Here is a 23005-nt window from a genome sequence, read left to right as displayed (position 1 = left end):
GCTAGCGGCCCTGCGGCTTGGCGTCGGTCGCCTTGGCGGGCGCCGGGCGCGGGGGCGAGCCGGCGGGGACCGGGCGGATGACCTGCCCGGCCTTGATCCGCCCCAGCCCCTCCACGATTACGCGCTCGCCGGGTTTCAGCCCGCCGGTCACCAGCCACTTGTCGCCGACCGTGCGTTCCGTCCGCACCGCGCGCGAGACCGCCTTGTTGCCCGGGCCGACGAGCAGCAGCGTGGCATGGCCCTGCGGATCGCGCGACACGCCGGCCTGCGGCACGAGGATGGCATCGGTGGCGGTGGCCTGCGAGAGCTGCGCGCGCACGTACATGCCCGGCAGCAGCAGGCCGTTGGGATTGGGGAAGGTGGCGCGCAGCGTGACCGAGCCGGTCGTGGTATCCACCACCGGCTCGGCGAACTCGACGCGGCCGGGCAGGGCATAGTCGCTGCCGTCTTCCAGCTTCAGCCGCACCGTGGCTGAGGACGGCACGACGCCGCCCGCCGCGAGAGACCGTCGCAACGCCAGCAGGTCCGCGCTCGACTGCTGGATATCGACGAACATCGGGTCGAGCCGCTGGATCGTCGTCAGCGGATCGGTCTGCCCGGAGGTGACGAGCGCGCCGACCGTGGCGAGCGAGCGGCCGATGCGGCCGCTGATCGGCGCGGGCACGCGGGTGAAGCGCAGGTTGACGTTGGCGGTTTCCAGCGCGGCGCGGGTCTGCGCCACCTGTGCCGCCGCCTGCCCGGCGGTGGCCTGCGCATCGGACAGATCCTGCTTGCTCACGGCCTCGATATTGGCGAGCGGGCGATAGCGCTCGGCCCGCGCCGCCGCCGCCACGCGCGCGGCCTGCGCGCTGGCCAGGTTGGCGCGTGCCTCGGCGGCGGCGGCGCGATAGAGGCTCGGGTCGATCGTGTAGAGCGTCTGCCCGGCGCGCACGAGCGTACCCTCGGTAAACAGCCGCTGCTTGATGAGGCCGGAAACCTGTGGCCGGACCTCCGACGTCTCGTAGGCGGAGGTGCGTCCGGCCAGTTCGATCGCCAGCGGCACGCGCTCGGTCTTCACCACGATGAAGCCGGCTTCGGGGATCGGCTTGGCGCGCTCCTCCTTCTCGGCGCCACAGGCGGCGAGCAGGGCAAGGAGCGGCAATGTCGGCAGCAGCAGGCGCTTCAACGGCGGATTCCATCGGGCCGGCCGTCGGGGGGAACGGGCGGCATCGTCGGCTGGGCTATGGGGCCATCGGCTCTGTGTCAATTGTTGCCAGCGGTTCGCAATCGGTTGCGGCGTGTTGCGTCGCACAAACGGGATGAAGCGAGCCTCAAAGCCGATTTTCCAGGTCTTTTCGGCAGTGCAACTATCGGACTGGCCCGCGCCGAGTCGCGCCGGTAGCGGCGATCGGCCTTGCCTCGGCGGGTGCCGGGGCTATTCCTGCGCTGCGGGCCATGCCGGCCGGGGCGAGGCGCGATGCGGGTGTTCGGCGAGTTCGACTATATCGTCGTGGGCGCGGGCAGCGCCGGCTGCGTGCTGGCCAACCGGCTGAGCGCCGACCCGCGCAATCGCGTGCTGCTGCTGGAGGCGGGCGGCAAGGACGACTGGCTGTGGTTCCACGTGCCGGTCGGCTACCTCTACTGCATGGGCCACCCCCGCGCCGACTGGGGTTTCCGCACCGAGGCGGAGGCGGGGCTGAACGGCCGCGCGCTGAACTATCCCCGGGGCCGCGTGCTCGGCGGCAGCTCCTCGATCAACGGCATGATCTACATGCGCGGGCAGGCGCGGGACTACGACGGCTGGCGACAGGCGGGGAACGAGGGCTGGGGCTGGGACGACGTGCTGCCGTGGTTCCTGAAATCCGAAAACCATTTCGGCGGGGCGGACGAGCATCACGGCACGGACGGCGAATGGCACGTCCAGCCGCAGCGGCTGCGGTGGGACATCCTCGATGCCTTCCGCGACGCGGCCGAGGCGGCGGGCATCCCCCCGATCGACGACTTCAATCGCGGCGACAATGAGGGGTCGGGTTATTTCCGCGTCAACCAGAGGCGCGGCTGGCGGTGGAGCAGTGCGCGCGCCTTTTTGCGCCCTGCGCTGAAACGAGCAAACCTTCAGGTTGTGACGGGTGCCACGGTGCATCGCGTCGCCACCGATCAGGGGCGGGCGACCGGCGTGGTGTTCGCCACCGGCGACGGCGTGGCCATGCTGGCGACGGCGGGGGAGGTGGTGCTGGCGGCGGGCGCGGTCGGCTCGCCCGCGCTGCTCGAACAGTCCGGCGTCGGCGACGGCGCGCGGCTGGCGGCGCTGGGCATCGAGACGCGGGCGCATCTGCCGGGCGTGGGCGAGAATTTGCAGGATCATCTCCAGATCCGTTGCGCCTATCGCGTCGCCGGCGTCGCCACGCTCAACATGCGGTCGGCGACCTTGCTGGGCAAGGCGCTGATCGGCGCGGAATATGCCTTGTTCCGGCGCGGGCCGATGTCGATGGCGCCGAGTCAGCTCGGCCTGTTCGCGCGGTCGAACGACAGGGTGGAGACGGCGAATCTGCAATATCACGTCCAGCCACTCAGCCTCGATGCGTTCGGCGGGGCGCTGCATCCGTTCCCCGCCTTCACCGCCAGCGTGTGCAACCTGCGGCCGGAAAGCCGGGGATCGGTGCATATCGCCTCGCCCGAGCCGGGCGCGGCCCCGTCGATCCGGCCCAATTATCTTGCCACCCCCGGCGACCGGATGGTGGCGGCGGAATCGATCGAGCTGACCCGGCGGATCGTGGCGCAGGCGCCGCTCGCGCGATATCGCCCGGAGGAGTTCCGCCCCGGCCCCGAGCATCAGGGGGCAGACGCGCTGGCGCGGGCGGCGGGGGATATCGCCACGACCATCTTCCACCCGGTCGGCACCGCGCGGATGGGGCGGGGGGCGGATGCCGTCGTCGATCCGCGCCTGCGGGTGCATGGCGTGGAGCGGCTGCGCGTGATCGATGCCTCGGTGATGCCGTCGATCACCTCCGGCAATACCAACGCGCCGACCGTGATGATCGCGGAAAAGGGCGCGGACATGCTGCTGCGGGATCGTCGCTGATCGCGGTACGCCTTCGACGTCGACGACGGCGATCGCCGTCGCGCCGTTCGTCTTGCACCGTTGCCAGCCGGCGTGGCTCCCCATAGCTTGGCGACGCGGCGCATCGTCGCCGGCAAGTGGAGGACATGGATGGCCCGCGCGGCAAACGCACTGCTCCTGTTCGGGGCGACCGGCGATCTCTCGCGGCGGATGCTGCTGCCGTCGCTCTATCGGCTCGACGCCGACGGGTTGCTGCCGGCCGATCTGGTGATCGTGGCGACCGCGCGCAGCGAGATGGACGAGGCCGCCTTCCGCGAGACGGCGGACACGGCGCTGCACCAGTTCGTCGATGCTGCCCAGCTGGAGCCGGCGGCGGTCGAGCGGTTCATCGGCCGGCTTCGCTACGTGGCGGTCGATGCGTCCGATCCGTCGCAGTTCGCCACCCTCGCCGAGGCGGTGGGGCCGCGCACCGGCGACATGGCGATCTTCCTCTCCACCGCGCCGCAACTGTTCGAGCCGACCATCGCCGGGCTTTCGGCCGCCGGGCTGGCGGGGGAGGGCGTGCGGATCGGGCTGGAGAAACCGCTCGGCACCGACCTGGCCTCGTCGCGCGTCATCAACGACGCGGTGGCCGCCGTCTTCCCCGAGGGGCGGACGTACCGGATCGACCATTATCTCGGCAAGGAGACGGTGCAGAACCTGCTCGCGCTCCGCTTCGGCAACGGCCTGTTCGAGCCGCAGTGGAACGCGATGGGGATCGATCACGTCCAGATCACCGTCGCCGAGACGGTGGGGCTGGAAGGGCGCGTCGGCTTCTACGACGGCGCCGGCGCGCTGCGCGACATGGTGCAGAACCACATGCTGCAACTGCTGGCGCTGGTGGCGATGGAGCCGCCCGCGCAGTTCGACGCGACGGCGGTGCGCGACGAGAAGGTGAAGATCTTCCGCTCGCTGCGCCGGATCGGGCCGAACGAGGCGGCGACGCATACCGTGACCGGGCAATATGGCGCGGGCGCCGTTTCCGGCGCGGTGGTGCCGGGCTATGCCGAGGAACTGGGCAGGCCTTCCGGCACCGAGACGTTCGTGGCGATCAAGGCGCATGTTGACAACTGGCGGTGGAAGGGCGTGCCCTTCTACCTGCGGACCGGCAAGCGGCTGCCGGCGCGTCACTCGGAGATCTTCATCCAGTTCAAGGGCGTGCCGCACTCGATCTTCGCCTCGAAGGGCGCGGTGGTGCAGCCGAACAAGCTGGTGATCCGCCTGCAGCCGGAGGAGACGATCCGCCTGCTGGTGATGGCCAAGAAGCCGGGGCTGGACCGCGACGGCATCCGCCTGCGCGAGGTGCCGCTCGACCTTGGCATGGCCGACGCCTTTGCCGATACGCGGCGACGGATCGCCTACGAGCGGCTGCTGCTCGACCTGATCGAGGGCGACCCGACGCTGTTCGTGCGCCGTGACGAGGTGGAGGCGCAGTGGGAGTGGATCGACGGCATCCGCGCCGGCTGGGAAGCCAACGGCATGGAACCGCGCCCCTATGCGGCGGGTACATGGGGGCCATCGGCGGCGATCGGCCTGACCGAGCGCGACGGAGTGACGTGGCATGACTGAGCTTGGGCATGACGGGACCGCGCATGACGGAGACCGGGCATGACTGACCCCCGTATCGCCGAGGTCACCGCGCGTATCGTCGAACGATCCCGGCCGACGCGCACGCGCTACCTCGACCTGATCGAGCGCGCGCGGGCCGGCGGGGGCGAGCGCAACCGGCTGTCGTGCGGCAACCTGGCCCACGGATTTGCCGCCTCGGGCGAGGACAAGCCGGCGATCCGGGGCGGTGGCGCGATGAACATCGGCATCGTCACCGCCTACAACGACATGCTGTCCGCGCATCAGCCCTATGCCGGCTACCCGGACCGGATGAAGCTGTGGGCGCGCGAGGTGGGGGCCACCGCACAGGTCGCGGGCGGCGTGCCGGCGATGTGCGACGGGGTGACGCAAGGGCAGCCCGGCATGGAACTGAGCCTGTTCAGCCGCGACACCATCGCGTTGTCCACCGCCATCGGCCTGAGCCACGGCATGTTCGAGAGCATGGCGCTGCTCGGCATCTGCGACAAGATCGTGCCCGGCCTGCTGATCGGCGCCCTGCGCTTCGGCCATCTGCCGGCGATCCTGATCCCCGCCGGGCCGATGCCCTCCGGCCTCGCCAACAAGGAAAAGCAGCGCGTCCGCCAGCTGTATGCGGAAGGGAAAGTGGGGCGGGCCGAACTGCTGGAGGCGGAGGCGGCCTCCTATCATGGCGCCGGCACCTGCACCTTCTACGGTACGGCCAACTCCAACCAGATGATGATGGAGGTGATGGGCCTGCACATGCCGGGCGCCGCCTTCCTCAACCCCGGCACGAAGCTGCGGCAGGAAGTGACGCGCGCCGCCGTCCACCGCCTCGCCGCGATCGGCGGGGACGGCGGCGACTATCGGCCGCTGGGCCTGTGCGTGGACGAGAAGGCGATCGTCAACGCCTGCGTCGGCCTGCTGGCGACGGGCGGATCGACCAACCACGCGATCCACATCCCGGCCATCGCGCGCGCGGCGGGGATCGTGATCGACTGGGAGGATCTGGACCGGTTGTCGGGCGCGGTGCCGCTGATCGCGCGGGTGTACCCCAACGGATCGGGCGACGTGAACCATTTTCAGGCGGCCGGCGGGATGAGCTACGTGATGGCGACGCTGCTGGATGCCGGGCTGTTGCATGACGACATCCTGACGGTGGCCGGCAGTTGCCTGCGCGACCACGCCGCCGACCCTCGGCTGGACGAGGAGGCGTTGGTCTATGATCCTGCCCCGCCCGCGCCGCTGGACGAGACGATGCTGCGCCCTGCGACGAACCCGTTTCTGCCCGATGGCGGTATGCGGCTGGTGCAGGGCAATCTGGGGCGTGGCACCTTCAAGACGAGCGCGGTCGATCCGTCGCGCTGGACGATCGAGGCGCCCGCCCGCGTGTTCGCCGATCAGGACGAGGTGCTGGCCGCGTTCAAGGCGGGTGAGCTGGCGCGCGACGTGGTGGTGGTGGTGCGCTTCCAGGGGCCGCGCGCCAACGGGATGCCGGAACTACACAAGCTGACCCCGCCCCTGGGCGTGTTGCAGGACAAGGGCTATCGCGTGGCGCTGGTGACGGACGGGCGCATGTCCGGTGCGAGCGGCAAGGTGCCCGCCGCGATCCACGTTTCCCCCGAGGCGCTGGGCGGCGGGCCGCTGGCGAAACTGCGTGACGGCGACATCGTGCGGTTGTGCGGCGAAACGGGATCGCTCGACGTGCTGGTGCCGGCCGAGGAATGGGCCACGCGCGAGGATGCGCCGACGCCGCCCGCGCCGCTTGGCACCGGGCGCGAGCTGTTCGCCTTCATGCGCCACGGCGCCGACACCGCCGAGCGCGGCGGTTCGGCGATGCTGGCCGCGATGGAAGGCGTCGCGTGACGGGGGGCGTCGCGTGAAAGAGATCGGCGTGACCGAGATCGTCGCCGTCGATATCGGCGGCACCCACGCCCGCTTCGCCATCGCCACGGTCGAGGGCAGGCGGGTGCTGTCGCTGGACGGCGAGACGACGTTGAAGGCAGCCGAATACGCCAGCTTCCAGACCGCGTGGGAGGCGTTCGCCACCGGCATCGGCCGGCCGCTGCCGCGCGCGGCGGGGATCGCCATCGCCTGCCCGGTGCAGGGCGAGGTGCTGAAGCTGACGAACAACCCGTGGATCATTCGCCCCGCGCTGATTCCAGCGAAGCTGGGCGTCGACGCCTTCACGCTGGTCAACGATTTCGGCGCGGTGGGCCACGCGGTGGCACAGGTGGGGCCGGACCACCTGCGCCACCTGTGCGGGCCGGAGCGACCGCTGGACGAGGAGGGCGTCGTCACCATCGTCGGCCCCGGCACGGGCCTGGGCGTCGCGGCGCTGTTGCGGCGCGGCGGGCGCGCGCATGTGATCGAGACGGAGGGCGGGCATATCGACTTCGCCCCGCTCGACACGCTGGAGGAGCAGATCCTCGACCGGTTGCGGAGCCGCTATCGCCGCGTCTCGATCGAGCGGATCGTGTCCGGGCCGGGCCTGGCCAACATCTATGAGGCGCTTGCCGGGATCGAGGGGCGTAGCATCGCCCCGTTCGACGACAAGGCGTTGTGGACGGCGGCGCTCGAAGGCAGCGACAGCCTCGCCGCCGCCGCGTTCGATCGCTTCTGCCTCAGCCTCGGCGCGGTGGCGGGCGATCTGGCACTGGCGCAGGGAGGCACCGGCGTCGTGATCGCCGGCGGCCTTGGCCTGCGCATCGCCGACCATCTGCCACGATCGGGCTTTTCCGCGCGTTTCCGTGCCAAGGGGCGGTTCGAGGGGCGGATGGCGCAGATCCCCGTCAAGCTGATTACCCATCCGCAGCCTGGCCTGCTGGGCGCCGCCGCCGCATTCGCCGAGGAGCATGAACGATGAGCGCGATCGAAACCGTGATGACGCTGGCGCCGGTGATTCCGGTGCTGGTGATCGAGGATGCGGCCCACGCCCGGCCGATCGCCGAGGCGCTGGTGGCGGGCGGCGTGCCCGCGCTGGAGGTGACGCTGCGCACGCCGGCCGCGCTGGAGGTGATCGCCGAGATGGCGAAGGTGCCGGGTGCAATGGTGGGCGCGGGCACGGTACTGAACGAGGCGCAGCTTGATGCCGCCGTCGCGGCGGGCGCACGCTTCATCGTCAGCCCCGGGCTGACCGAACGGCTGGGGCGCGCGGCCATCGAACGCGGCATTCCGTTCCTGCCGGGCACTGCCAATGCGGCGGACATCATGCTGGGGCTGGATCTGGGGTTGACCCGCTTCAAGTTCTTCCCGGCGGAGGCGGCGGGCGGCACCAAGGCGCTGAAGGCGCTGGCCGCACCGTTCCACGAAGCGCGCTTCTGCCCGACCGGCGGCATCACGCAGGCAAGCGCGACCGACTGGCTGGCGATCCCGGCGGTGACGTGCGTGGGGGGAAGCTGGCTGGTGCCCGCCGGCGCGCCAGACGTGGCGGCGATCGAGGCGCGGGCGCGGGAAGCGGCGGCACTGGCAACCCGCTGAGATCGATCACTCGCGTGGATCGACACCGCAGTGGTCTGGGTGTGGGGTCGCCTGAAGCGACGACCCGTCTATCAGCGGAGCTTGTCGATCAGTACGGCGAGTTCGTTCGGCAGGGTCGGGACGCGTTGCTGGAAGGCGGCGCGCAATGCTGCACCGACCCCTGCATGCTCCTGGGGAATGGTCACGGTCTCGGGATTCATCCGGGCGGTCCTTTCCGGCGTAAGAGGGGTGGGATGTGGCTGCATGGCGGTTGAACGCTCAGGTTGATCTAAGTTTCCATTTGCTTGTGCCGGGGCATCATGGGGCTATTTACGAGGCGTGACTCAGTTGCCCGACCCCTCGATTGCCGCTGCCTTGGGCCGTGCGACGGCGCACGCCCCTTTCCTGCGGCAGATCATCGCCCAGCGCCCCGAGGTCGTCGCGCTGATCGAAGCCGGGGACTTTGCCGGCGCGCTGGCTGCCGGGCGGGAAACGGCTGAAACGCCGGACCGGGTGGCGCGCGCCCTGCGGCGCGAACGGCAGGCGCTGGCGCTGACCGTGGCGATCGGCGACCTTGCCGGGATCATGCCGTTCGAGACGGTGGTGGCGACCCTCTCCGCCTTCGCCGACCGCGCGCTCGATCTGGCGATCCGTACCGCGCTGGCCGAACGTTATCCTGATGCCGCCCCCACGGGCTTCGCCGCGCTGGCGCTGGGCAAGCATGGCAGCCGCGAGCTGAATTACTCCTCCGATATCGACCCGATCCTGATCTTCGACCCCGAGACGCTGCCGCGCCGCGCGCGCGAGGAGCCGGTGGAGGCGGCGGTGCGGATCGCGCGGCGGGTGGTGGAACTGCTCCAGTCGCGCGACGGCGACGGCTATGTGCTGCGCGTGGATCTGCGGCTGCGCCCCTCGCCCGAGGCGTCGCCGCTGGCGCTGCCGGTGGATGCTGCGCTGAGTTATTACGAATCGTCGGCGCTGCCGTGGGAACGGGCGGCGTTCATCCGCGCGCGGGCGGCGGCGGGGGATGTGGCGCTGGGCCGGCGGTTCCTCGATGCGGTGCGACCGTTCGTATGGCGGCGCGCGGTCGATTTCGGTGCGGTGCGCGAGGTGCGGGCGATCTCGCGCCGGATCCGCGATCATGCCGCGCAGGGGCAGCGGCTCGGCCCCGGCTTCGACCTGAAGAAGGGGCGCGGCGGCATCCGCGAGGTGGAGTTCTTCGCCCAGATCCACCAGTTGATCCACGGCGGGCGCGAGCCGGCGCTGCGCGCGCCCGCCACGCTCGACGCGCTGGCGGCGCTGGCGGCGGCGGGGCGGATCGGCGCGGACGAGGCGACGGCGCTGGCGGACGCCTACCGGCTCTACCGCACGATCGAGCACCGGTTGCAGATGGTGGCGGACCAGCAGACCCACAGCCTGCCGCGCGATCCGGCGGCGCTGGACAATGTGGCGGCGCTGCACGGGTTGGCGGACGGCGACGCGCTCGTCGATCTGCTGCGCCCGCATGTCGAGCGGGTCGGCGACACCTACGACTCGCTCGACGTCGACCGGCCAGAAGGCTTGTCGCAGGATGCCGCGCTGCTCGATGGGGCGCTGGCGGCGGCGGGCTTCCCCGATCCGGCAGCGGCGCGCGCCCGGATCGAGGGCTGGCGCGCCGGGCGGATGCGCGCGCTGCGGACGCCGGCGGCGGTGGCCGCGCTGGAGGCGGTGCTGCCCGCGCTGGTGGCGGCGCTGGGCAAGGCGCCCGACCCCAATGTGGCGCTGAACCGCTTCGACGATATCGTCGCCCGCCTGCCGAGCGCGATCAACCTGTTCCGCCTGCTGGAGGCGCGCCCGGCGCTGGCGCGGCTGCTGACGCACGTGCTGGTCCACGCGCCGGCCCTGTCCGAGGCGCTGGCGCGGCGGCCGGCGTTGCTGGACGGGCTGATCGACGCCACCGCGTTCGATCCGCCGGGATCGGTCGAGACGCTGGCGGCCGAGTTCGCCGCCCGCGAGGCCGGGGACGATTATCAGGCGCTGCTCGATCGCGCGCGCCAGCACGTCGGCGAGCGGCGGTTCGCGCTGGGCGTACAGCTGGTGGAACAGGCGAGCGACCCGATCGAGGTGGCGCAGGGCTATGCCCGCGTGGCCGAGGCGGCGATCGCGGCGCTGGGCGACGCCACCGTCGCCGAGTTCGAGGCGGCGCATGGGCGGGTGCCGGGCGGCGAGCTGCCAAAAAGCGAACTGGTTGTGCTGGCGCTGGGGCGGCTGGGTGGCGCGGCGCTGACCCATGCCTCCGACCTCGACCTCGTCTATCTGTTCACCGGTGACCATCTGACCGAGTCCGATGGCCGCAAGCCGCTGGGCGCGACGCAGTATTTCAACCGGCTGGGGCAGCGGCTGACGGGGGCGCTGAGCGTCGCGACCGCCTCCGGCCCGTTGTACGAGGTGGATACGCGGCTGCGGCCCTCGGGCGGGCAGGGGTTGCTGGCCGTCTCGACCGAGAGCTTCGCGCTGTATCAGCGGACGAGCGCGTGGACGTGGGAGCATATGGCGCTCACCCGTGCGCGGCCGGTGTTCGGCTCGGCGGCGGCACGGGGCGAGGTGGCGCGGATCATCGAGGCGACGCTGCGCCGCCCGCGCGACCGCGCCACGTTGCTCGCCGACGCGGTGAAGATGCGCGGCGAGATCGCGCGGCACAAGCCGGCGGCGGGCGATCTGGACGTGAAGCTGATCGGCGGCGGGCTGGTCGATTGCGAGTTCACCGTGCAGGTGCTGCAACTCTCGACCGGCATCGGTGTCGATCCGCGGATGCGCGTGGCGCTGGCCGCGCTGGTGGCGGCGGGGCTGGTGACGCCCGCGCTGCCCGAGGCCTATGCGCTGCTGGTGCGGATGCTGGTGACGCTGCGGCTGGTGTCGCCGGGGCTGGGGGAACCGCCCGAAGCCTCCCGGGCGTTGGTGGCGCAGGCGTGCGGACAGGCGGACTGGCCGGCGCTGCTCGACGCTTATGCCAAGGCGCGGGCGACGATCGCGGCCGAATGGGCGCGCGTGGCGGATTGATGGAGACGATGATGGCGGACGAGACAACCCTGAACGAAGGCGACCTTGCGCCGGAGGTGACGCTGGAAACGCCGGACGGCGGCGCGCTTTCGCTGTCGGCGATGCGCGGGCGGCCGCTGGCTCTGTTCTTCTACCCCAAGGACGACACGAGCGGCTGCACCACCGAGGCGCTCGACTTCTCCGCCTTGAAGGCGGCGTTCGAGATGGAGGGGGCCTCGATCCTCGGCGTGTCGAAGGGTACGTCGGCCGGCAAATCGAAGTTCATCGCCAAGCACGGCCTCACCGTGTCTCTGGCGACAGACGCGGATGGCAGCGCGTGCGAGGCATTCGGCACGTGGGGTGAGAAGACGCTGTACGGCAAGAAATACATGGGCATCGACCGCGCCACCTTCCTGATCGACGCCGATGGCCGCATCGCGCGGGTCTGGCGAAAGGTGAAGGTGCCGGGCCATGCCGAGGCGGTGCTGGAGGCGGCACGCGCGTTGAAGGGGCACCACGAACCTCATGCCGGCTGACACCAGCGTCGCGGCGGCGGCGTGCGGCGTGCTGCTGGCGGCCGATCCGCGCGACAAGGTGAAGGCGGCGCGGGCGGCGGCGCGCGCGTGGCGGGCGGGCCGGCTCGACTGGCGGTTCGACGTGGCCGTGCCGGACCGGCCGGCGCGCGGCGACCGGCCAGAGCTGCTCCCGCCCTCGCGGATGCCCAAGCGCGGCCGCGCCGGCAGCCCGCGCACGCGGATCGCGATGCTGCACGCCGTCGCGCACATCGAATATGTCGCGATCGACCTGGCGTTCGACATGGTCGCACGGTTCGGCGGGCTGTTCCCGCGGGCCTTCACCGACGACTGGATGACGGTGGGGGCGGAGGAGGCGATGCATTTCGCCATCGTCGCGCGCCGTCTGCGTGCGCTGGGCGCGGCCTATGGTGATCTGCCCGCGCACGACGGCCTGTGGGCGGCGGCGGCGGCCACGGCGCACGATCCGCTCGCGCGGCTGGCGATCGTGCCGATGGTTCTGGAGGCGCGCGGGCTGGACGTGACGCCGATGATGATCGCCCGGTTCGAGGCGGCGGGCGATCAGGCCTCGGGCCGGGTGCTGCGCCGCATTCTCGCCGACGAGGTAGGGCATGTCGCGGCCGGGGTACGCTGGTTCGAATCGCTGTGCGGCGACAGGGGCGCGGCGGTCGTGCCGACATGGCGGCGGCTGGTGGGGGAGGGCTTCGCCGGGGCCGTTAAGCCACCGTTCAACGACTCGTCGCGGTCGTCTGCCGGTCTGACCCGTGCGTTCTACGACGGGCTTGTCGATGTGGAACGCTTCACGCACGGAGCATTCACGACGTAGCGGGGAGGGCAAATCTCGCGGTCGACTACATATTCTGGCTCGGTGCGATCCTCACAGGGACGACATCGGGCCATGCCAGGTCACTGGGGGATTGCATGACGTTGACGCAGAAGTTCAAAGCCGGAATGGCGGAAAAGTTCCGCCGCCTCTCGCGCCCCGCTCTGCTCGCCCTGCTGTTCGCCGCCGTGCCCATGGTCGCCGCCGCCCCCGCCGAGGCCGGTGGACGAACCGCCCGCAAGGTAGTCGCCGAGGGCGGCCCTTATGAGTCGCTGACCCCGACCAGCACCATCGGCAACGCCGATCCGCAGTTCCGCTCGCTGTTCCTCTCGTGGAAGAAGCAGGACGATTTTCAGCCGGGCGTGATCCGGCAGGGCACCATCTCCGTGCCGTCCGCCAAGCCGATCCGCACCAGCGTCGCCTTCACCAGCGGTTTCGGCGTGCGATCCGATCCGTTCCGTGGCGGCGCCGCGATGCACGCCGGCATCGATCTGGCCGGGCCGATCGGCACGCCGATCTATGCCACCGCCGATGGCGTGGTGGGTCGCGCCGAATGGGCCAACGGCTACGGCAATCTCGTCGAGCTCGATCATGGGCGTGGCATCGCGACCCGCTACGGCCATCTGTCGAAGATCATCGTTCATCCCGGCGATCTGGTGAAGCGCGGCGATCTGATCGCGCTGATGGGCTCCACCGGCCGCTCAACCGGCAGTCACCTCCATTATGAAGTCCGCCTCGACGGGCGCGCGGTGAACCCCGTGCCGTTCCTTCAGTCGGCCGATTATCTCGTCGCCATGCAGAACCGCAGCGGCCCGCGCGTCACCGCGCCGCTGGCGCTGGGCGGCCCGGAAAGCTGATCGACCAGGAATACCCGGCAAACGGGGGAGGAGAGAGGCCGTCGGCATTGCCGGCGGCCTTTTGCACGCCTATCTCCTGTCCATGTCCCAACCAGCCCTCGACCTGACCCCCTCCGCCGCGAAGCGCGTCGCCGCGATCGCACAGAAACAGGGCAAGCCCGCGATTCTGCGGCTGGCGGTGGATGGTGGCGGATGCGCCGGCTTCCAGTACCGCTTCGGCCTTGCCGACACCGTGGAGGCGGACGACATGGTGGCGGAGCGCGACGGCGTGACGCTGGTCGTCGATCCGATGAGCCTCGACCTCGTTCAGGGGGCCGCCGTCGATTTCGTCGAGTCGCTCGGTGGCGCGGCCTTTCGCGTGACCAACCCCAACGCGGCCTCCGGCTGCGGCTGCGGATCGAGCTTCTCGATCTGATCCCTTCGGCACCGTGCGGGCAGCGCATGTCGCCGGAACGTCGTCCTGTCTGGCATGGAGAGTTCCGATGCGTTCCGTGATGCTGCTACCGATCGCTGCCCTTGTCCTGGCGGGGGCCGGCCCGGCCTATGCCAAGGGATGTATCCGTGGCGCGATCGCCGGCGGGGGGGGCGGCCCTTATGTCGGCAAGGGGCATGCGCTGGCCGGCGCGGCCGCCGGCTGCGTGGCGGTGCACCATCATTATGCAAAGAAGGCGGCGGCGAAAAAGCCGGCCTGACGGCGCCCGCGCGGGCTGGCCGGCCCTGTGCCGGCCCGCTAACGTCCCGCCCATGAAGATCGCGACCTACAACGTAAACGGCATCCGATCGCGCCTGCCGCGCCTGCTCGAGTGGCTGGACGAGACGAAACCGGATGTCGCCTGCCTGCAGGAACTGAAATGCACCGATGACATCTTCCCCGTGGGGGAGATCGCCGGCGCCGGCTATGGCGCGGTGTGGCACGGGCAGAAGGGGTTCAACGGCGTCGCCATCCTCGCGCGCGGTTGCAATCCGGAGGAGACGGCACGCGGCCTGCCGGGCGATCCCGATGACGCGCACAGCCGCTACCTCGAAGCGGTGGTGGACGGGGTGACGATCGCCTCGATCTATCTGCCCATCGGCAACCCCCAGCCGGGCCCCAAGTTCGATTACAAGATCGCCTGGATGGAGCGGCTGCGGCACCACGCCGCCGACCTGTACGCGGGCGAGCGACCGGTGGTGCTGGCCGGCGACTATAACGTGATCCCGCAGGACGAGGACACCTTCTCCGTGCGTGCGATGGCGGGCGATGCCCTGACCCAGCCGGAAAGCCGCGCCGCGTTCCGCACGCTGCTGGCGGCGGGCTGGACGGACGCGATCCGCGCGCGCCACCCCGCCGGGCGCTTCTACACTTTCTGGGATTATCAGGCGGGGGCATGGGCGCGCGACGCCGGCTTCCGCATCGATCACCTGCTGCTCAGCCCGGCGGCGGCGGACCGGCTGGTGGATGCCGGCGTGGACAAGGCCACGCGTGGCAAGGAGAAGGCGAGCGACCACGCGCCGACATGGATCGTGCTGCGGTAGGGTGAATACCGGGAGGTCGGTCACCCCGGCCCTGTGCCGGGAGCCTCATCGCCGCGAGCGCCGCCTCGATTGTGACCGCCCGAATCCCGGTCAACCCCGGAACGAGGCCGGGGGCGCGAGGGTGTGATGGGCACATCACGGCTTGGCCGAATCCTCGTCGCACCCCATAGTCGGGTGATGCCCCACGCCCCCTTCGTTCCGCTCCGTATTTTCTCGGCCTACACCATGCTGGAAGGGGCGATCGACCCGAAGGCGGTGGCCAAGCATGCCCGCAAGCTGGGCTTTCCGGCGGCGGCGATCACCGATCGCAACGGGCTGTACGGTGCGATGGCCTTTTCGGAGGCGGCCAAGAAGGACGGCGTGCAGCCGATCATCGCCGCCTTGCTGGGGGTGGCGCGGCCGCAGCGCGGCGGTGGGGATCGGGACGCCAAGGCGCTCACGCTCGACTGGCTGGCGCTCTACGCGCAGGATGCGACGGGCTACGACAATCTGTGCGCGCTCGTTTCGCTGGCCCACCTCGGCCGGCCGGTGCACGAGGACGCGCATGTCTCGCTTGAGGCGCTGGAAGGGCGCACCGACGGGCTGATCGCGCTGACCGCGGCGGGCGAGGGCGCCGTCACCCGGCTGCTGGCGGCGGGGCAGGCGGAGGCGGCGTCCGCCTATCTCGCGCGGCTGGAGGCGCTGTTCCCGCAACGGTTGTATATCGAGCTGGCGCGGCGCGGCAACGAGGCGGAGGAACGGGCGGAAGGCGCGCTGATCGACCTCGCCTATGCGCGCGACCTGCCGCTGGTCGCGACCAACCCGGCCTGCTTCGCCGAGCCTGATTTCCATGCCGCGCACGATATCATGCTATGCATCGCGTCATCGTCGTATCTCGAAACCGAAGGCCGCACCTGCTCCTCGCCCGAGGCGTGGCTGAAGCCGGCGAACGAGATGGCGCGCCTGTTCGAGGACGTGCCCGAGGCGATCGCCAACACGCTGGTGGTGGCGCAACGCTGCGCGGTGGATGCGCCCAGCCGCAAGCCGATCCTCCCGAGCCTCGCCGGCGATCGCGAAGCCGAGGCCGAGGCGCTGCGCCGCGACGCCGCCGCCGGGCTGGAGGCGCGGCTGGCAAAGATGACCGGGTCGGTGGACCGGGAGGCCTATTTCGCGCGCCTGCAGTTCGAGTGCGACGTGATCGTCGGCATGGGCTTCCCCGGCTATTTCCTGATCGTCGCCGACTTCATCAAATGGGCCAAGGATCACGACATTCCGGTGGGGCCGGGGCGTGGATCGGGCGCCGGCTCGGTCGTGGCGTGGGCGTTGACGATCACCGATCTCGATCCGCTGAAGCTGGGCCTGCTGTTCGAGCGATTCCTCAACCCCGAGCGCGTCTCGATGCCGGATTTCGACATCGACTTTTGCGAAACGCGGCGCGGCGAGGTGATCCGCTACGTGCAGGAGAAATACGGTCGCGATCAGGTGGCGCAGATCATCACCTTCGGGCGGCTGAAGGCGCGCGCGGTGCTGAAGGATACCGGCCGCGTGCTCCAGATGAGCTACGGCCAGGTCGACCGCCTCGCCAAGCTGGTGCCCAACCACCCGACCGACCCGTGGACGCTGAAACGCGCGATCGACGGCGTTTCGGAGCTGCACGGCGAGTATAAGAACGACAAGCAGGTCACACGCCTGCTCGATCTGGCGATGAAGCTGGAGGGGTTGCCGCGCCACAGCTCCACCCACGCGGCGGGCGTGGTGATCGGCGATCGGCGGCTCGATGCGCTGGTGCCGCTGTATCGTGATCCGCGATCGGACATGCCGGTCACGCAGTTCGACATGAAATATGTCGAGGGGGCGGGGCTGGTGAAGTTCGATTTCCTCGGCCTCAAGACGCTGTCGGTGTTGCAGAAAGCCGTGCAGATGCTGGCGCTGCGGGGCGTGAAGATCGACCTCGACACGCTCGAATGGGACGATCCGGCGGTGTACGAGTTGCTCCAGAGCGGCAACACGGTGGGTGTGTTCCAGCTGGAATCGGAGGGGATGCGGCGCACGCTGGCGGCGGTGAAGCCGACCTGTTTCGAGGACATCATCGCGCTCGTCTCACTCTACCGGCCGGGGCCGATGGACAACATCCCGATGTTCGGCCGGCGCAAGAACGGGCAGGAGGAGATCGCCTATCCGCACCCCCTGCTCGAACCGATCCTGAAGGAGACCTACGGGATCTTCGTGTATCAGGAGCAGGTGATGCAGGCGGCGCAGGTGCTGGCCGGCTACACGCTGGGCGGCGCCGACCTGCTGCGCCGGGCGATGGGCAAGAAGATCAAGGCGGAGATGGATGCGCAGCGCGCGATCTTCGTGGAAGGCAGCGCGACCGCGCACCGTATCCCGGCGGGCAAGGCCAACGAGCTGTTCGATCTGATCGACAAGTTCGCCGGCTACGGCTTCAACAAGAGCCACGCGGCCGCCTATGCGCTGATCGCCTACCAGACGGCATGGCTGAAGGCGCACCACAAGCCCGAGTTCTTCGCGGCGTCGATGTGCTACGACATGGCGCTGACCGACAAGCTGGCGGTGTGGGTGGACGACATGCGCCGCGCCGAGGTGCCGGCGCTGGCCCCGTGCATCAACGCCAGCGAGGCGGAGTTTTCCGTAGAGGATGGCGGCGTCCGCTTCGCGCTCGGCGCGCTGAAGGGCGTAGGCGAGAAGGCGATGGAGCAACTGGTGACGGAGCGCCGCACCAAGGGCCGCTTCGCCGACCTCGACGACTTTGCCGGGCGCGTCGATCCGAAACTGCTCAACCGGCGGCAGTTGGAGGCACTGGCGGGCGCGGGCGCGTTCGACGGGATCAGCCCGGAGCGGGCGCGCGTGTTCGCCGGGGCCGAGACGATCCTGTCCGAGGCATCGCGGATCACGGGAGATCGCGAGCGCGGGCAGGGCGGGCTGTTCGGCGGCGACGCCGGGGGCGACGCGCATGTGCGGCTGCCGGCGGCGGAGCACTGGTCGATCGCCGAGCGGATGGCGGCGGAGAAGGAGGCGTTTGGCTTCTACTTCTCGGCGCATCCGACCGATCGCTACAAGCATCTCGCCTCCGGCCACGGCGCGCTCACCTTTTCGGAACTCGCCTCGCTGCCGATCGCCCCGCCCGAACCGCGCGGCGAGTGGAGCGCCAGCGGTCGCCCCGCCGCCCCCACCGTATCGATGTCGGCGCTGGTCGAGGAGGCGAAGTGGCGCACCTCGGCACGCGGGCGGCGCTACCTGATGGCGACGCTGAGCGATGCCTCGGGCCAGTTCGTCGCGACCTGTTTCGACGACGAGGTGTCCGAGGATCTGGAGGCGGCGGCCAAGGTGGGCGGCTGCGCGCTGATGACGGTAGAGCTGGACCGCCGCGAGGGCGAGGAAACCCCGCGCGTGACGGTGCGGCGGGTGCAGCCGTTCGAATCGCTGGCGAGCAACGCGAAGCTGGTGCTGGAGCTGGAAACTGACGACCCGCACGCGATCGAGCGGGTGGCGGCGATCATCGGCGCGGCACGTGGCGGGCGCGGCGAGATGCGGCTGCGCGCGCTGTTGCCCGATGGCGGGACAGCGGAAATGCTGCTCGGTCGCGATTTCCTGCTCGACGCCGAGCTGGCGGCACGGATCGAGCGCGTGCCGGGGATGCAGGCGAAGCTGCGCGCGGCGAAGGCGAAGCTGGAGCTGGTGTCCTAGCCGGGCGCGGCGGACCGCTACAGCAGCCGCATCTGCCCGTCCTTCTCCGGCGGCACGAACAGGTCGCAACGCAGCGGGATGCCGATGCCGCCCAGGCCGAGCCGGCGGCGGGCGATGGTGAAGCGGGTGCGGAGCAGGTCGGCCCACGGCCCTTGCCCCCTCATGCGGCTGTGGAAATCGGGATCGTTGTCGCGCCCGCCGCGCATCGACTGGATGATCGCCATCACCCGCCCCGCGCGATCGGGATGGTGCGCGTCGAGCCAGGCGCGGAACAGCGGCGCCACCTCGTGCGGCAGCCGCACCGGCAGGAAGAAGGCGCCGAGCGCCCCCGCCTCGGCGGCGGCGGCGAGGATGGCCTCCATCTCGTGATCGTTGATCGCCGGGATCACGGGGGCGAGCGACACGTAGGTCGGTACGCCGGCGTCGGTCAGCGCGCGGATCGCGGCGAGGCGGCGGCGCGGGTGGGGCGCGCGCGGCTCCAGCGTGCGCGCGGTCTGCGGATCGAGCGAGGTGAGCGACAGGACGACGGCCGCCAGCCCGTCCGCCGCCATGCGGCCGAGCAGATCGGCATCGCGCACCACCCGATCGGACTTGGTGGTGATCGTGAGCGGATGACGGGTATCGGCCAGCACCTCGACGATCGACCGGGTGATCCGCCAGTCGCCCTCGATCGGCTGGTAGGGATCGGTGTTGGTGCCGAGCGCGATCCGTTCGACCCGGTAGGACGGGCGGCTCAGCTCGGCGCGGAGGAGGGCGGCGGCATCGGGCTTGGCGAACAGGCGTGATTCGAAATCGAGACCGGGCGACAGATCCAGATAGGCGTGGGTCGGCCGGGCGAAGCAGTAGACGCAGCCATGCTCGCAGCCGCGATAGGGGTTGATCGAGCGATCGAAGCCGATGTCGGGCGACTGGTTGCGGGTGATGATCGTGCGCGGTTGTTCCACCGTGACGGTGGTGCGCAGGCGCGGCGGGCCGCCGTCGATGGCGTCGCGTTCGTCCAGCCAGTCGCCGTCCTCCTCGCGTGCGGGAAGGTTGAACCGCTGGCTGGCGCGGTTGGCGGTCGCCCCTCTGCCATGCTCGATCATGCGGCATGAGAACATATCGGGAACGATAACGCAAGACGCCGGGTTGGATCGGCGGCAGGCGTGCATACATCGCAGGCGTGCGATGACGCCGCGATGAAAGATGAGACAGTGACGATACCCGATTTCGTGGCGAACCAGCCGCTTGCCATCATCATCCCGGTCGCGCTCGTGGCATTGCTGGTGCTGCGACGGGTGCCGGTGATCGGGCCGGTGGTGAACCTGCTGGTGTGGCTTGCGATCGGCGCGGGGCTGTATTTCGCCATCGACCAGCGCGCGCGGCTCGACCCGTATCTCGGCTCGGTGGCCAGATTCCTGCAACTGGACCGGCAGGAGGTGGTCGGCGAGGAAGTACGGATCGCCATGTCGCAGGACGGGCATTTCTGGGCGAAGGTACGCTTCGGCGGGATCGAGCAAAGGATGCTGGTGGACAGCGGCGCGACGGTGACGGCGATCTCCACCGACACGGCGGCGCGTGCCGGGCTGGAGGTGAAACCGGAACCGTTTCCACTGCTGATCCGCACGGCCAACGGCACGATCGAGGCGAAATCGGGCGAGATCGGCGAGTTGCGGCTGGGCAACATCGTGGCGCGCGATCTGGCGGTGGTCGTCTCGCCCGCGTTCGGCGACACGAACGTGATCGGGATGAACTTCCTCTCGCGGCTGCAATCGTGGCGGGTAGAGGGACGCACGCTGGTGCTGGTGCCGCATCATCCGCAGAAGGACGGTTGATCCGCTACTTCTCCAGCAGCCGGGGCATCAGCTCGACGAAGTTGCAGGGGCGGTGGCGGCTGTCGAGCTGGGAGGCGAGGATGCCGTCCCATGCGTCCCTCACCGCGCCGGTGGAGCCGGGGAGCGCGAAGATATAGGTGCCGCGCGCCACGCCGGCGGTGGCGCGGGACTGGATCGTCGAGGTGCCGATCGTGGCATAGCTGAGCCAGCGGAACAGCTCGCCGAAGCCGGGGATCTCCTTGTCCCACACCTGTGCCAGCGCCTCGGGCGTCACGTCGCGGCCGGTGACTCCCGTGCCGCCGGTGGTGATGATGCAATCGACCGATGGGTCGTCGATCCATGTGTGGAGGCGTGCGACGATCAGGCCGGTGTCGTCGCGCACGATCGCGCGGTCGGCGAGGATGTGGCCGGCGGTTTCGAGGCGGGCGACGAGCGTGTCGCCCGAGCGGTCGTCCGCGAGTCCGCGCGTGTCCGAGACGGTGAGGACGGCGATGCGGACGGGGAGGAAGGCGCGGGATTCGTCGATGGGCACCGTGCTCAATCCGCCGCAGCGATGCCGCCGATCGAATCGAGGCGCACGGCGGTGCGGCCGGGCAGGCCGGGGAAGCGCGGCCACATGCCCTGGGCGATGGCGCGCAGGCTATCCGATTTCACGCCCGCGCCGCGCTGGTACATCCAGTAGTTGCGCAGCACGATCGCGACGTAGCCGCGCGTCTCGGCGAACGGGATCGATTCGATGAACAGCAGCGGATCACCGCCGTCGCGGCGGCGGTCGTTCCACTTCATCACCGAGCCGGGGCCGGCGTTGTAGGCCGCGATCACCTTGGGCAGCAGGCCGCCGGTGCCGCCGCCGTCGCGCAGCTCCTCCATATAGGCCTGGCCATATTCGATGTTGACGGTGGGATCGCTGAGGTTGCTGCCGAAGCTGGAGCCGCGATGGCGATCGATCAGCTGGGCGGTGCCGGGCAGCACCTGCAACAGCCCGCGCGCGCCGGCCGGGCTGACGGCATCGGCGCGGAACTGCGATTCCTGGAGGGCGTGGGCGAACACCAGCGACTTGTCGACGCGCCAGCCGCTGCGCGGTGTCCACGAAGGCGCGGGGTAGCGCGCGCCGGCCGACATGCTGGCGCCGGCCGGGCCGTTCTGCGCGAGCCAGATCTGGGCGGAGGGCAGGTTCAGCCGGGCGGCGAGGTGGAGCAGCGCCTCGTGATCGCGCATCGCGCCGATGCGGGCCTGATGGCGCAGGGTGGTGTCGGCCAGCGCATTCTCGCCGATTTCCGACAAGGCGGCGGCGACGCGGATGTTGCGGCGGGTCGACAGGGCGGACCAGTCGGCCTCGCGGAAGGCGGGAGCGGCGGCCTGCGGAGGCAGCGCCTGCCCCAGCGCGCCGCCGGCCAGCAGGCCGTAGAAGGTTTCGGGCAGGCGGCTAGCGGAGCGCAGGCGGGCCTGCACCTTTTCCGGCTGGCCGGCGGCGAGATCGGCGCGGGCGGCCCAGAACAGGCCGGCGGCGGTCATCTCGGTATCGCGCGCGCGCGACGAGACGGCGGTGAAGGCCTGTGAGGCGGCCGCATAATCCTTCTGGCGCCACGCGGCGAGGCCGGCGACCCAGTCCGCCTGCACCGCCCATTCGCCCATGCCGGTGCGCGCGCGATCGGCGAGGCGGCGGGCGGAAACATCGTCGCCGGTGAGGAAATAGGACCAGGCGATGCGCTGCTGCCACTCGGTCTGCGCCTCGGCGCACAGCTGGTTTTCCACGGCGAGCAGCAGCGTTTCCGCCTCGCTCGGGCGGTCGTCCTTGATGAGCGGCACGACCTGTGCCGACAATGTCATCGCGATTGCGTCGCTCTTGATCGAGCGGGCCGACTGGCGGCGGGGCGCGCCGGACATGCGCTTCAGTTCGTTTTCGTAGGGCAGCGTGGGGACCGACTCGACGCCGCGCTTGCGGGCGAGCGCCGCGAGGCGGGCGGCCTGCGGCAGATCGGTCGCCTGATTGAGCAGCGCGACGAGCGGTTCGGCCTCGATCGCGGGCGATCCCTTGGCGAGGTACAGCTCGGCGCGGGCAAAGGGGGTGAGCAGGCCGTCCGGCAGCGCATCGAGCCGGGCGGCGGCGGACGACCAGTCGCCTGCGCGCATGGCGGCGAAAACCGCGCGGTAATTGTCGCGTGCGGCGGCATCGAGCTGCGCCGGGATCGCGGCGGCAGGGGCTGCGGCGGGCGGTGCGACCGGCGCCACCGCCAGCGCAGGGGCGGCGGCGCCGAGCAGGAGGGCGGCGGCCAACAGCTTGCGAATCATCGCTCGTATTCCCCCAGCAGCAGTTGCAGATCCTGCCACGCGCCGGCCTTCTGCATCGGATGTTCGAGCAGGCGACAGGGGTGGAAGGTCGCGACGGCGCGTACTTTTACGCCGTCATGGTTAAGATCATGTATCCGGCCGCGCGCGGCGGCGACCCCGCTGCCGAGCAGCGCGCGGGTGGCATCGTCGCCGCATAGCAGCAGCAGCCGCGGCGCGGCCAGCGCGACGTGGCGCTTCGCCAGTGCCAGCGCGGGGGCGGCGACGGCAGGGTCGATCCGCCCGCCGACCGGGCGGGCCGGCAGCAGGCTGGCGAGATAGACAGACGCGCGATCGCGGCCGATCGCCGCCAGCATCCTGTCCAGCAG

Annotated in this window: 20 protein-coding genes; 14 read left to right on the top strand and 6 right to left on the bottom strand. The window is 70.6% G+C overall.

The window, feature by feature from the left end; translation table 11 throughout:
- Window position 1: 1 nt before the first annotated feature.
- Window positions 2-1165 carry an efflux RND transporter periplasmic adaptor subunit gene (locus tag FOY91_RS06420; protein ID WP_145149278.1) on the bottom strand — a complete coding sequence of 388 codons (1164 nt, stop codon included), beginning with the start codon at window positions 1163-1165 and terminating at the stop codon, window positions 2-4.
- A gap of 291 nt (window positions 1166-1456) precedes the next feature.
- Here FOY91_RS06420 and FOY91_RS06415 point away from each other — a divergent pair, with 291 nt between their 5' ends.
- The 5 genes from FOY91_RS06415 (at window position 1457) to eda (ending at window position 8125) form a co-directional block, all read left to right on the top strand.
- Window positions 1457-3061 carry a GMC family oxidoreductase gene (locus FOY91_RS06415; protein ID WP_145149277.1) on the top strand — a complete coding sequence of 535 codons (1605 nt, stop codon included), beginning with the start codon at window positions 1457-1459 and terminating at the stop codon, window positions 3059-3061.
- Between the two features lie 129 nt (window positions 3062-3190).
- Complete coding sequence (zwf, locus tag FOY91_RS06410; RefSeq protein ID WP_145149275.1) at window positions 3191-4648, top strand: glucose-6-phosphate dehydrogenase; 1458 nt, start codon at window positions 3191-3193, stop codon at window positions 4646-4648.
- A 39-nt stretch (window positions 4649-4687) separates the two neighbouring features.
- The gene (gene edd / locus FOY91_RS06405; RefSeq protein ID WP_145149273.1) at window positions 4688-6511 is read left to right on the top strand and encodes a phosphogluconate dehydratase; all 1824 of its coding nucleotides are present in this window, start codon (window positions 4688-4690) and stop codon (window positions 6509-6511) included.
- Between the two features lie 28 nt (window positions 6512-6539).
- On the top strand, window positions 6540-7511 hold the full coding sequence (gene glk / locus FOY91_RS06400) for a glucokinase (protein WP_145149271.1): 972 nt from the start codon (window positions 6540-6542) through the stop codon (window positions 7509-7511).
- Entirely contained in the window at window positions 7508-8125 is a 618-nt protein-coding gene (gene eda, locus FOY91_RS06395) for a bifunctional 4-hydroxy-2-oxoglutarate aldolase/2-dehydro-3-deoxy-phosphogluconate aldolase (RefSeq protein ID WP_145149269.1), read from the top strand. Before glk ends, eda begins: the two co-directional genes overlap by 4 nt.
- A 71-nt stretch (window positions 8126-8196) precedes the next feature.
- Here eda and FOY91_RS22575 read toward each other — a convergent pair whose 3' ends face one another.
- Window positions 8197-8325, bottom strand: coding sequence for a hypothetical protein (locus FOY91_RS22575; protein ID WP_275265939.1), 129 nt, complete (start codon window positions 8323-8325; stop codon window positions 8197-8199).
- Window positions 8326-8452: 127 nt separating this feature from the next.
- Here FOY91_RS22575 and FOY91_RS06390 point away from each other — a divergent pair, with 127 nt between their 5' ends.
- The 8 genes from FOY91_RS06390 (at window position 8453) to dnaE (ending at window position 18534) form a co-directional block, all read left to right on the top strand.
- Window positions 8453-11143 (top strand): bifunctional [glutamine synthetase] adenylyltransferase/[glutamine synthetase]-adenylyl-L-tyrosine phosphorylase, encoded by a 2691-nt coding sequence (locus tag FOY91_RS06390; RefSeq protein WP_145149267.1) that lies wholly within the window; start codon window positions 8453-8455, stop codon window positions 11141-11143.
- A gap of 11 nt (window positions 11144-11154) precedes the next feature.
- Window positions 11155-11658, top strand: a complete 504-nt coding sequence (locus FOY91_RS06385) for a peroxiredoxin (protein ID WP_145149328.1) — start codon at window positions 11155-11157, stop codon at window positions 11656-11658.
- The gene (locus tag FOY91_RS06380; protein WP_145149265.1) at window positions 11648-12481 is read left to right on the top strand and encodes a ferritin-like domain-containing protein; all 834 of its coding nucleotides are present in this window, start codon (window positions 11648-11650) and stop codon (window positions 12479-12481) included. Before FOY91_RS06385 ends, FOY91_RS06380 begins: the two co-directional genes overlap by 11 nt.
- Window positions 12482-12576: 95 nt before the next feature.
- Complete coding sequence (locus FOY91_RS06375) at window positions 12577-13335, top strand: M23 family metallopeptidase (protein ID WP_145149263.1); 759 nt, start codon at window positions 12577-12579, stop codon at window positions 13333-13335.
- A gap of 82 nt (window positions 13336-13417) precedes the next feature.
- On the top strand, window positions 13418-13750 hold the full coding sequence (erpA, locus tag FOY91_RS06370) for an iron-sulfur cluster insertion protein ErpA (protein ID WP_145149261.1): 333 nt from the start codon (window positions 13418-13420) through the stop codon (window positions 13748-13750).
- Window positions 13751-13817: 67 nt separating this feature from the next.
- On the top strand, window positions 13818-14027 hold the full coding sequence (locus FOY91_RS06365; protein WP_145149260.1) for a hypothetical protein: 210 nt from the start codon (window positions 13818-13820) through the stop codon (window positions 14025-14027).
- A gap of 52 nt (window positions 14028-14079) precedes the next feature.
- Window positions 14080-14850 (top strand): exodeoxyribonuclease III, encoded by a 771-nt coding sequence (xth, locus tag FOY91_RS06360; protein WP_145149259.1) that lies wholly within the window; start codon window positions 14080-14082, stop codon window positions 14848-14850.
- Between the two features lie 177 nt (window positions 14851-15027).
- The gene (dnaE, locus tag FOY91_RS06355; protein WP_145149258.1) at window positions 15028-18534 is read left to right on the top strand and encodes a DNA polymerase III subunit alpha; all 3507 of its coding nucleotides are present in this window, start codon (window positions 15028-15030) and stop codon (window positions 18532-18534) included.
- A gap of 17 nt (window positions 18535-18551) precedes the next feature.
- Here the strand turns inward: dnaE and FOY91_RS06350 are convergent, their stop codons facing one another.
- Window positions 18552-19619 carry a PA0069 family radical SAM protein gene (locus FOY91_RS06350; RefSeq protein WP_145149257.1) on the bottom strand — a complete coding sequence of 356 codons (1068 nt, stop codon included), beginning with the start codon at window positions 19617-19619 and terminating at the stop codon, window positions 18552-18554.
- A gap of 93 nt (window positions 19620-19712) precedes the next feature.
- Between FOY91_RS06350 and FOY91_RS06345 the strand changes: the two genes are divergently transcribed.
- Window positions 19713-20348 carry a retropepsin-like aspartic protease family protein gene (locus tag FOY91_RS06345; RefSeq protein WP_145149256.1) on the top strand — a complete coding sequence of 212 codons (636 nt, stop codon included), beginning with the start codon at window positions 19713-19715 and terminating at the stop codon, window positions 20346-20348.
- A 4-nt stretch (window positions 20349-20352) separates the two neighbouring features.
- Here FOY91_RS06345 and moaB read toward each other — a convergent pair whose 3' ends face one another.
- The 3 genes from moaB to FOY91_RS06330 form a co-directional block, all read right to left on the bottom strand.
- Window positions 20353-20880: a molybdenum cofactor biosynthesis protein B gene (moaB, locus tag FOY91_RS06340; protein WP_145149255.1), complete on the bottom strand. Its 528-nt coding sequence runs from the start codon at window positions 20878-20880 to the stop codon at window positions 20353-20355.
- A gap of 5 nt (window positions 20881-20885) precedes the next feature.
- Window positions 20886-22640, bottom strand: coding sequence for a lytic transglycosylase domain-containing protein (locus tag FOY91_RS06335; protein WP_145149253.1), 1755 nt, complete (start codon window positions 22638-22640; stop codon window positions 20886-20888).
- A partial coding sequence (locus FOY91_RS06330) for a uracil-DNA glycosylase family protein (RefSeq protein ID WP_275265938.1) occupies window positions 22637-23005 on the bottom strand: 369 nt, incomplete at its 5' end. The genes FOY91_RS06335 and FOY91_RS06330, both read right to left, overlap by 4 nt.

Origin of the sequence: Alterirhizorhabdus solaris (assembly GCF_007785815.1) — a bacterium.
GTDB classification, from domain to species: Bacteria; Pseudomonadota; Alphaproteobacteria; order Sphingomonadales; family Sphingomonadaceae; genus Alterirhizorhabdus; species Alterirhizorhabdus solaris.
Note: the sequence above shows the minus strand (reverse complement) of the source record. Positions and strands in the feature narration are given on the sequence as shown.

Bases quoted from the DNA above. Each gene is read 5' to 3' on its own strand.
- FOY91_RS06415 (WP_145149277.1), top strand. From the start codon at position 1,457: ATGCGGGTGTTCGGCGAGTTCGACTATATCGTCGTGGGCGCGGGCAGC.
- zwf (WP_145149275.1), top strand. From the start codon at position 3,191: ATGGCCCGCGCGGCAAACGCACTGCTCCTGTTCGGGGCGACCGGCGAT.
- edd (WP_145149273.1), top strand. From the start codon at position 4,688: ATGACTGACCCCCGTATCGCCGAGGTCACCGCGCGTATCGTCGAACGA.
- eda (WP_145149269.1), top strand. From the start codon at position 7,508: ATGAGCGCGATCGAAACCGTGATGACGCTGGCGCCGGTGATTCCGGTG.
- FOY91_RS22575 (WP_275265939.1), bottom strand. From the start codon at position 8,325: ATGAATCCCGAGACCGTGACCATTCCCCAGGAGCATGCAGGGGTCGGT.
- FOY91_RS06385 (WP_145149328.1), top strand. From the start codon at position 11,155: ATGGCGGACGAGACAACCCTGAACGAAGGCGACCTTGCGCCGGAGGTG.
- FOY91_RS06380 (WP_145149265.1), top strand. From the start codon at position 11,648: ATGCCGGCTGACACCAGCGTCGCGGCGGCGGCGTGCGGCGTGCTGCTG.
- FOY91_RS06375 (WP_145149263.1), top strand. From the start codon at position 12,577: ATGACGTTGACGCAGAAGTTCAAAGCCGGAATGGCGGAAAAGTTCCGC.
- erpA (WP_145149261.1), top strand. From the start codon at position 13,418: ATGTCCCAACCAGCCCTCGACCTGACCCCCTCCGCCGCGAAGCGCGTC.
- FOY91_RS06365 (WP_145149260.1), top strand. From the start codon at position 13,818: ATGCGTTCCGTGATGCTGCTACCGATCGCTGCCCTTGTCCTGGCGGGG.
- xth (WP_145149259.1), top strand. From the start codon at position 14,080: ATGAAGATCGCGACCTACAACGTAAACGGCATCCGATCGCGCCTGCCG.
- dnaE (WP_145149258.1), top strand. From the start codon at position 15,028: ATGCCCCACGCCCCCTTCGTTCCGCTCCGTATTTTCTCGGCCTACACC.
- FOY91_RS06350 (WP_145149257.1), bottom strand. From the start codon at position 19,619: ATGATCGAGCATGGCAGAGGGGCGACCGCCAACCGCGCCAGCCAGCGG.
- FOY91_RS06345 (WP_145149256.1), top strand. From the start codon at position 19,713: ATGAAAGATGAGACAGTGACGATACCCGATTTCGTGGCGAACCAGCCG.
- FOY91_RS06335 (WP_145149253.1), bottom strand. From the start codon at position 22,640: ATGATTCGCAAGCTGTTGGCCGCCGCCCTCCTGCTCGGCGCCGCCGCC.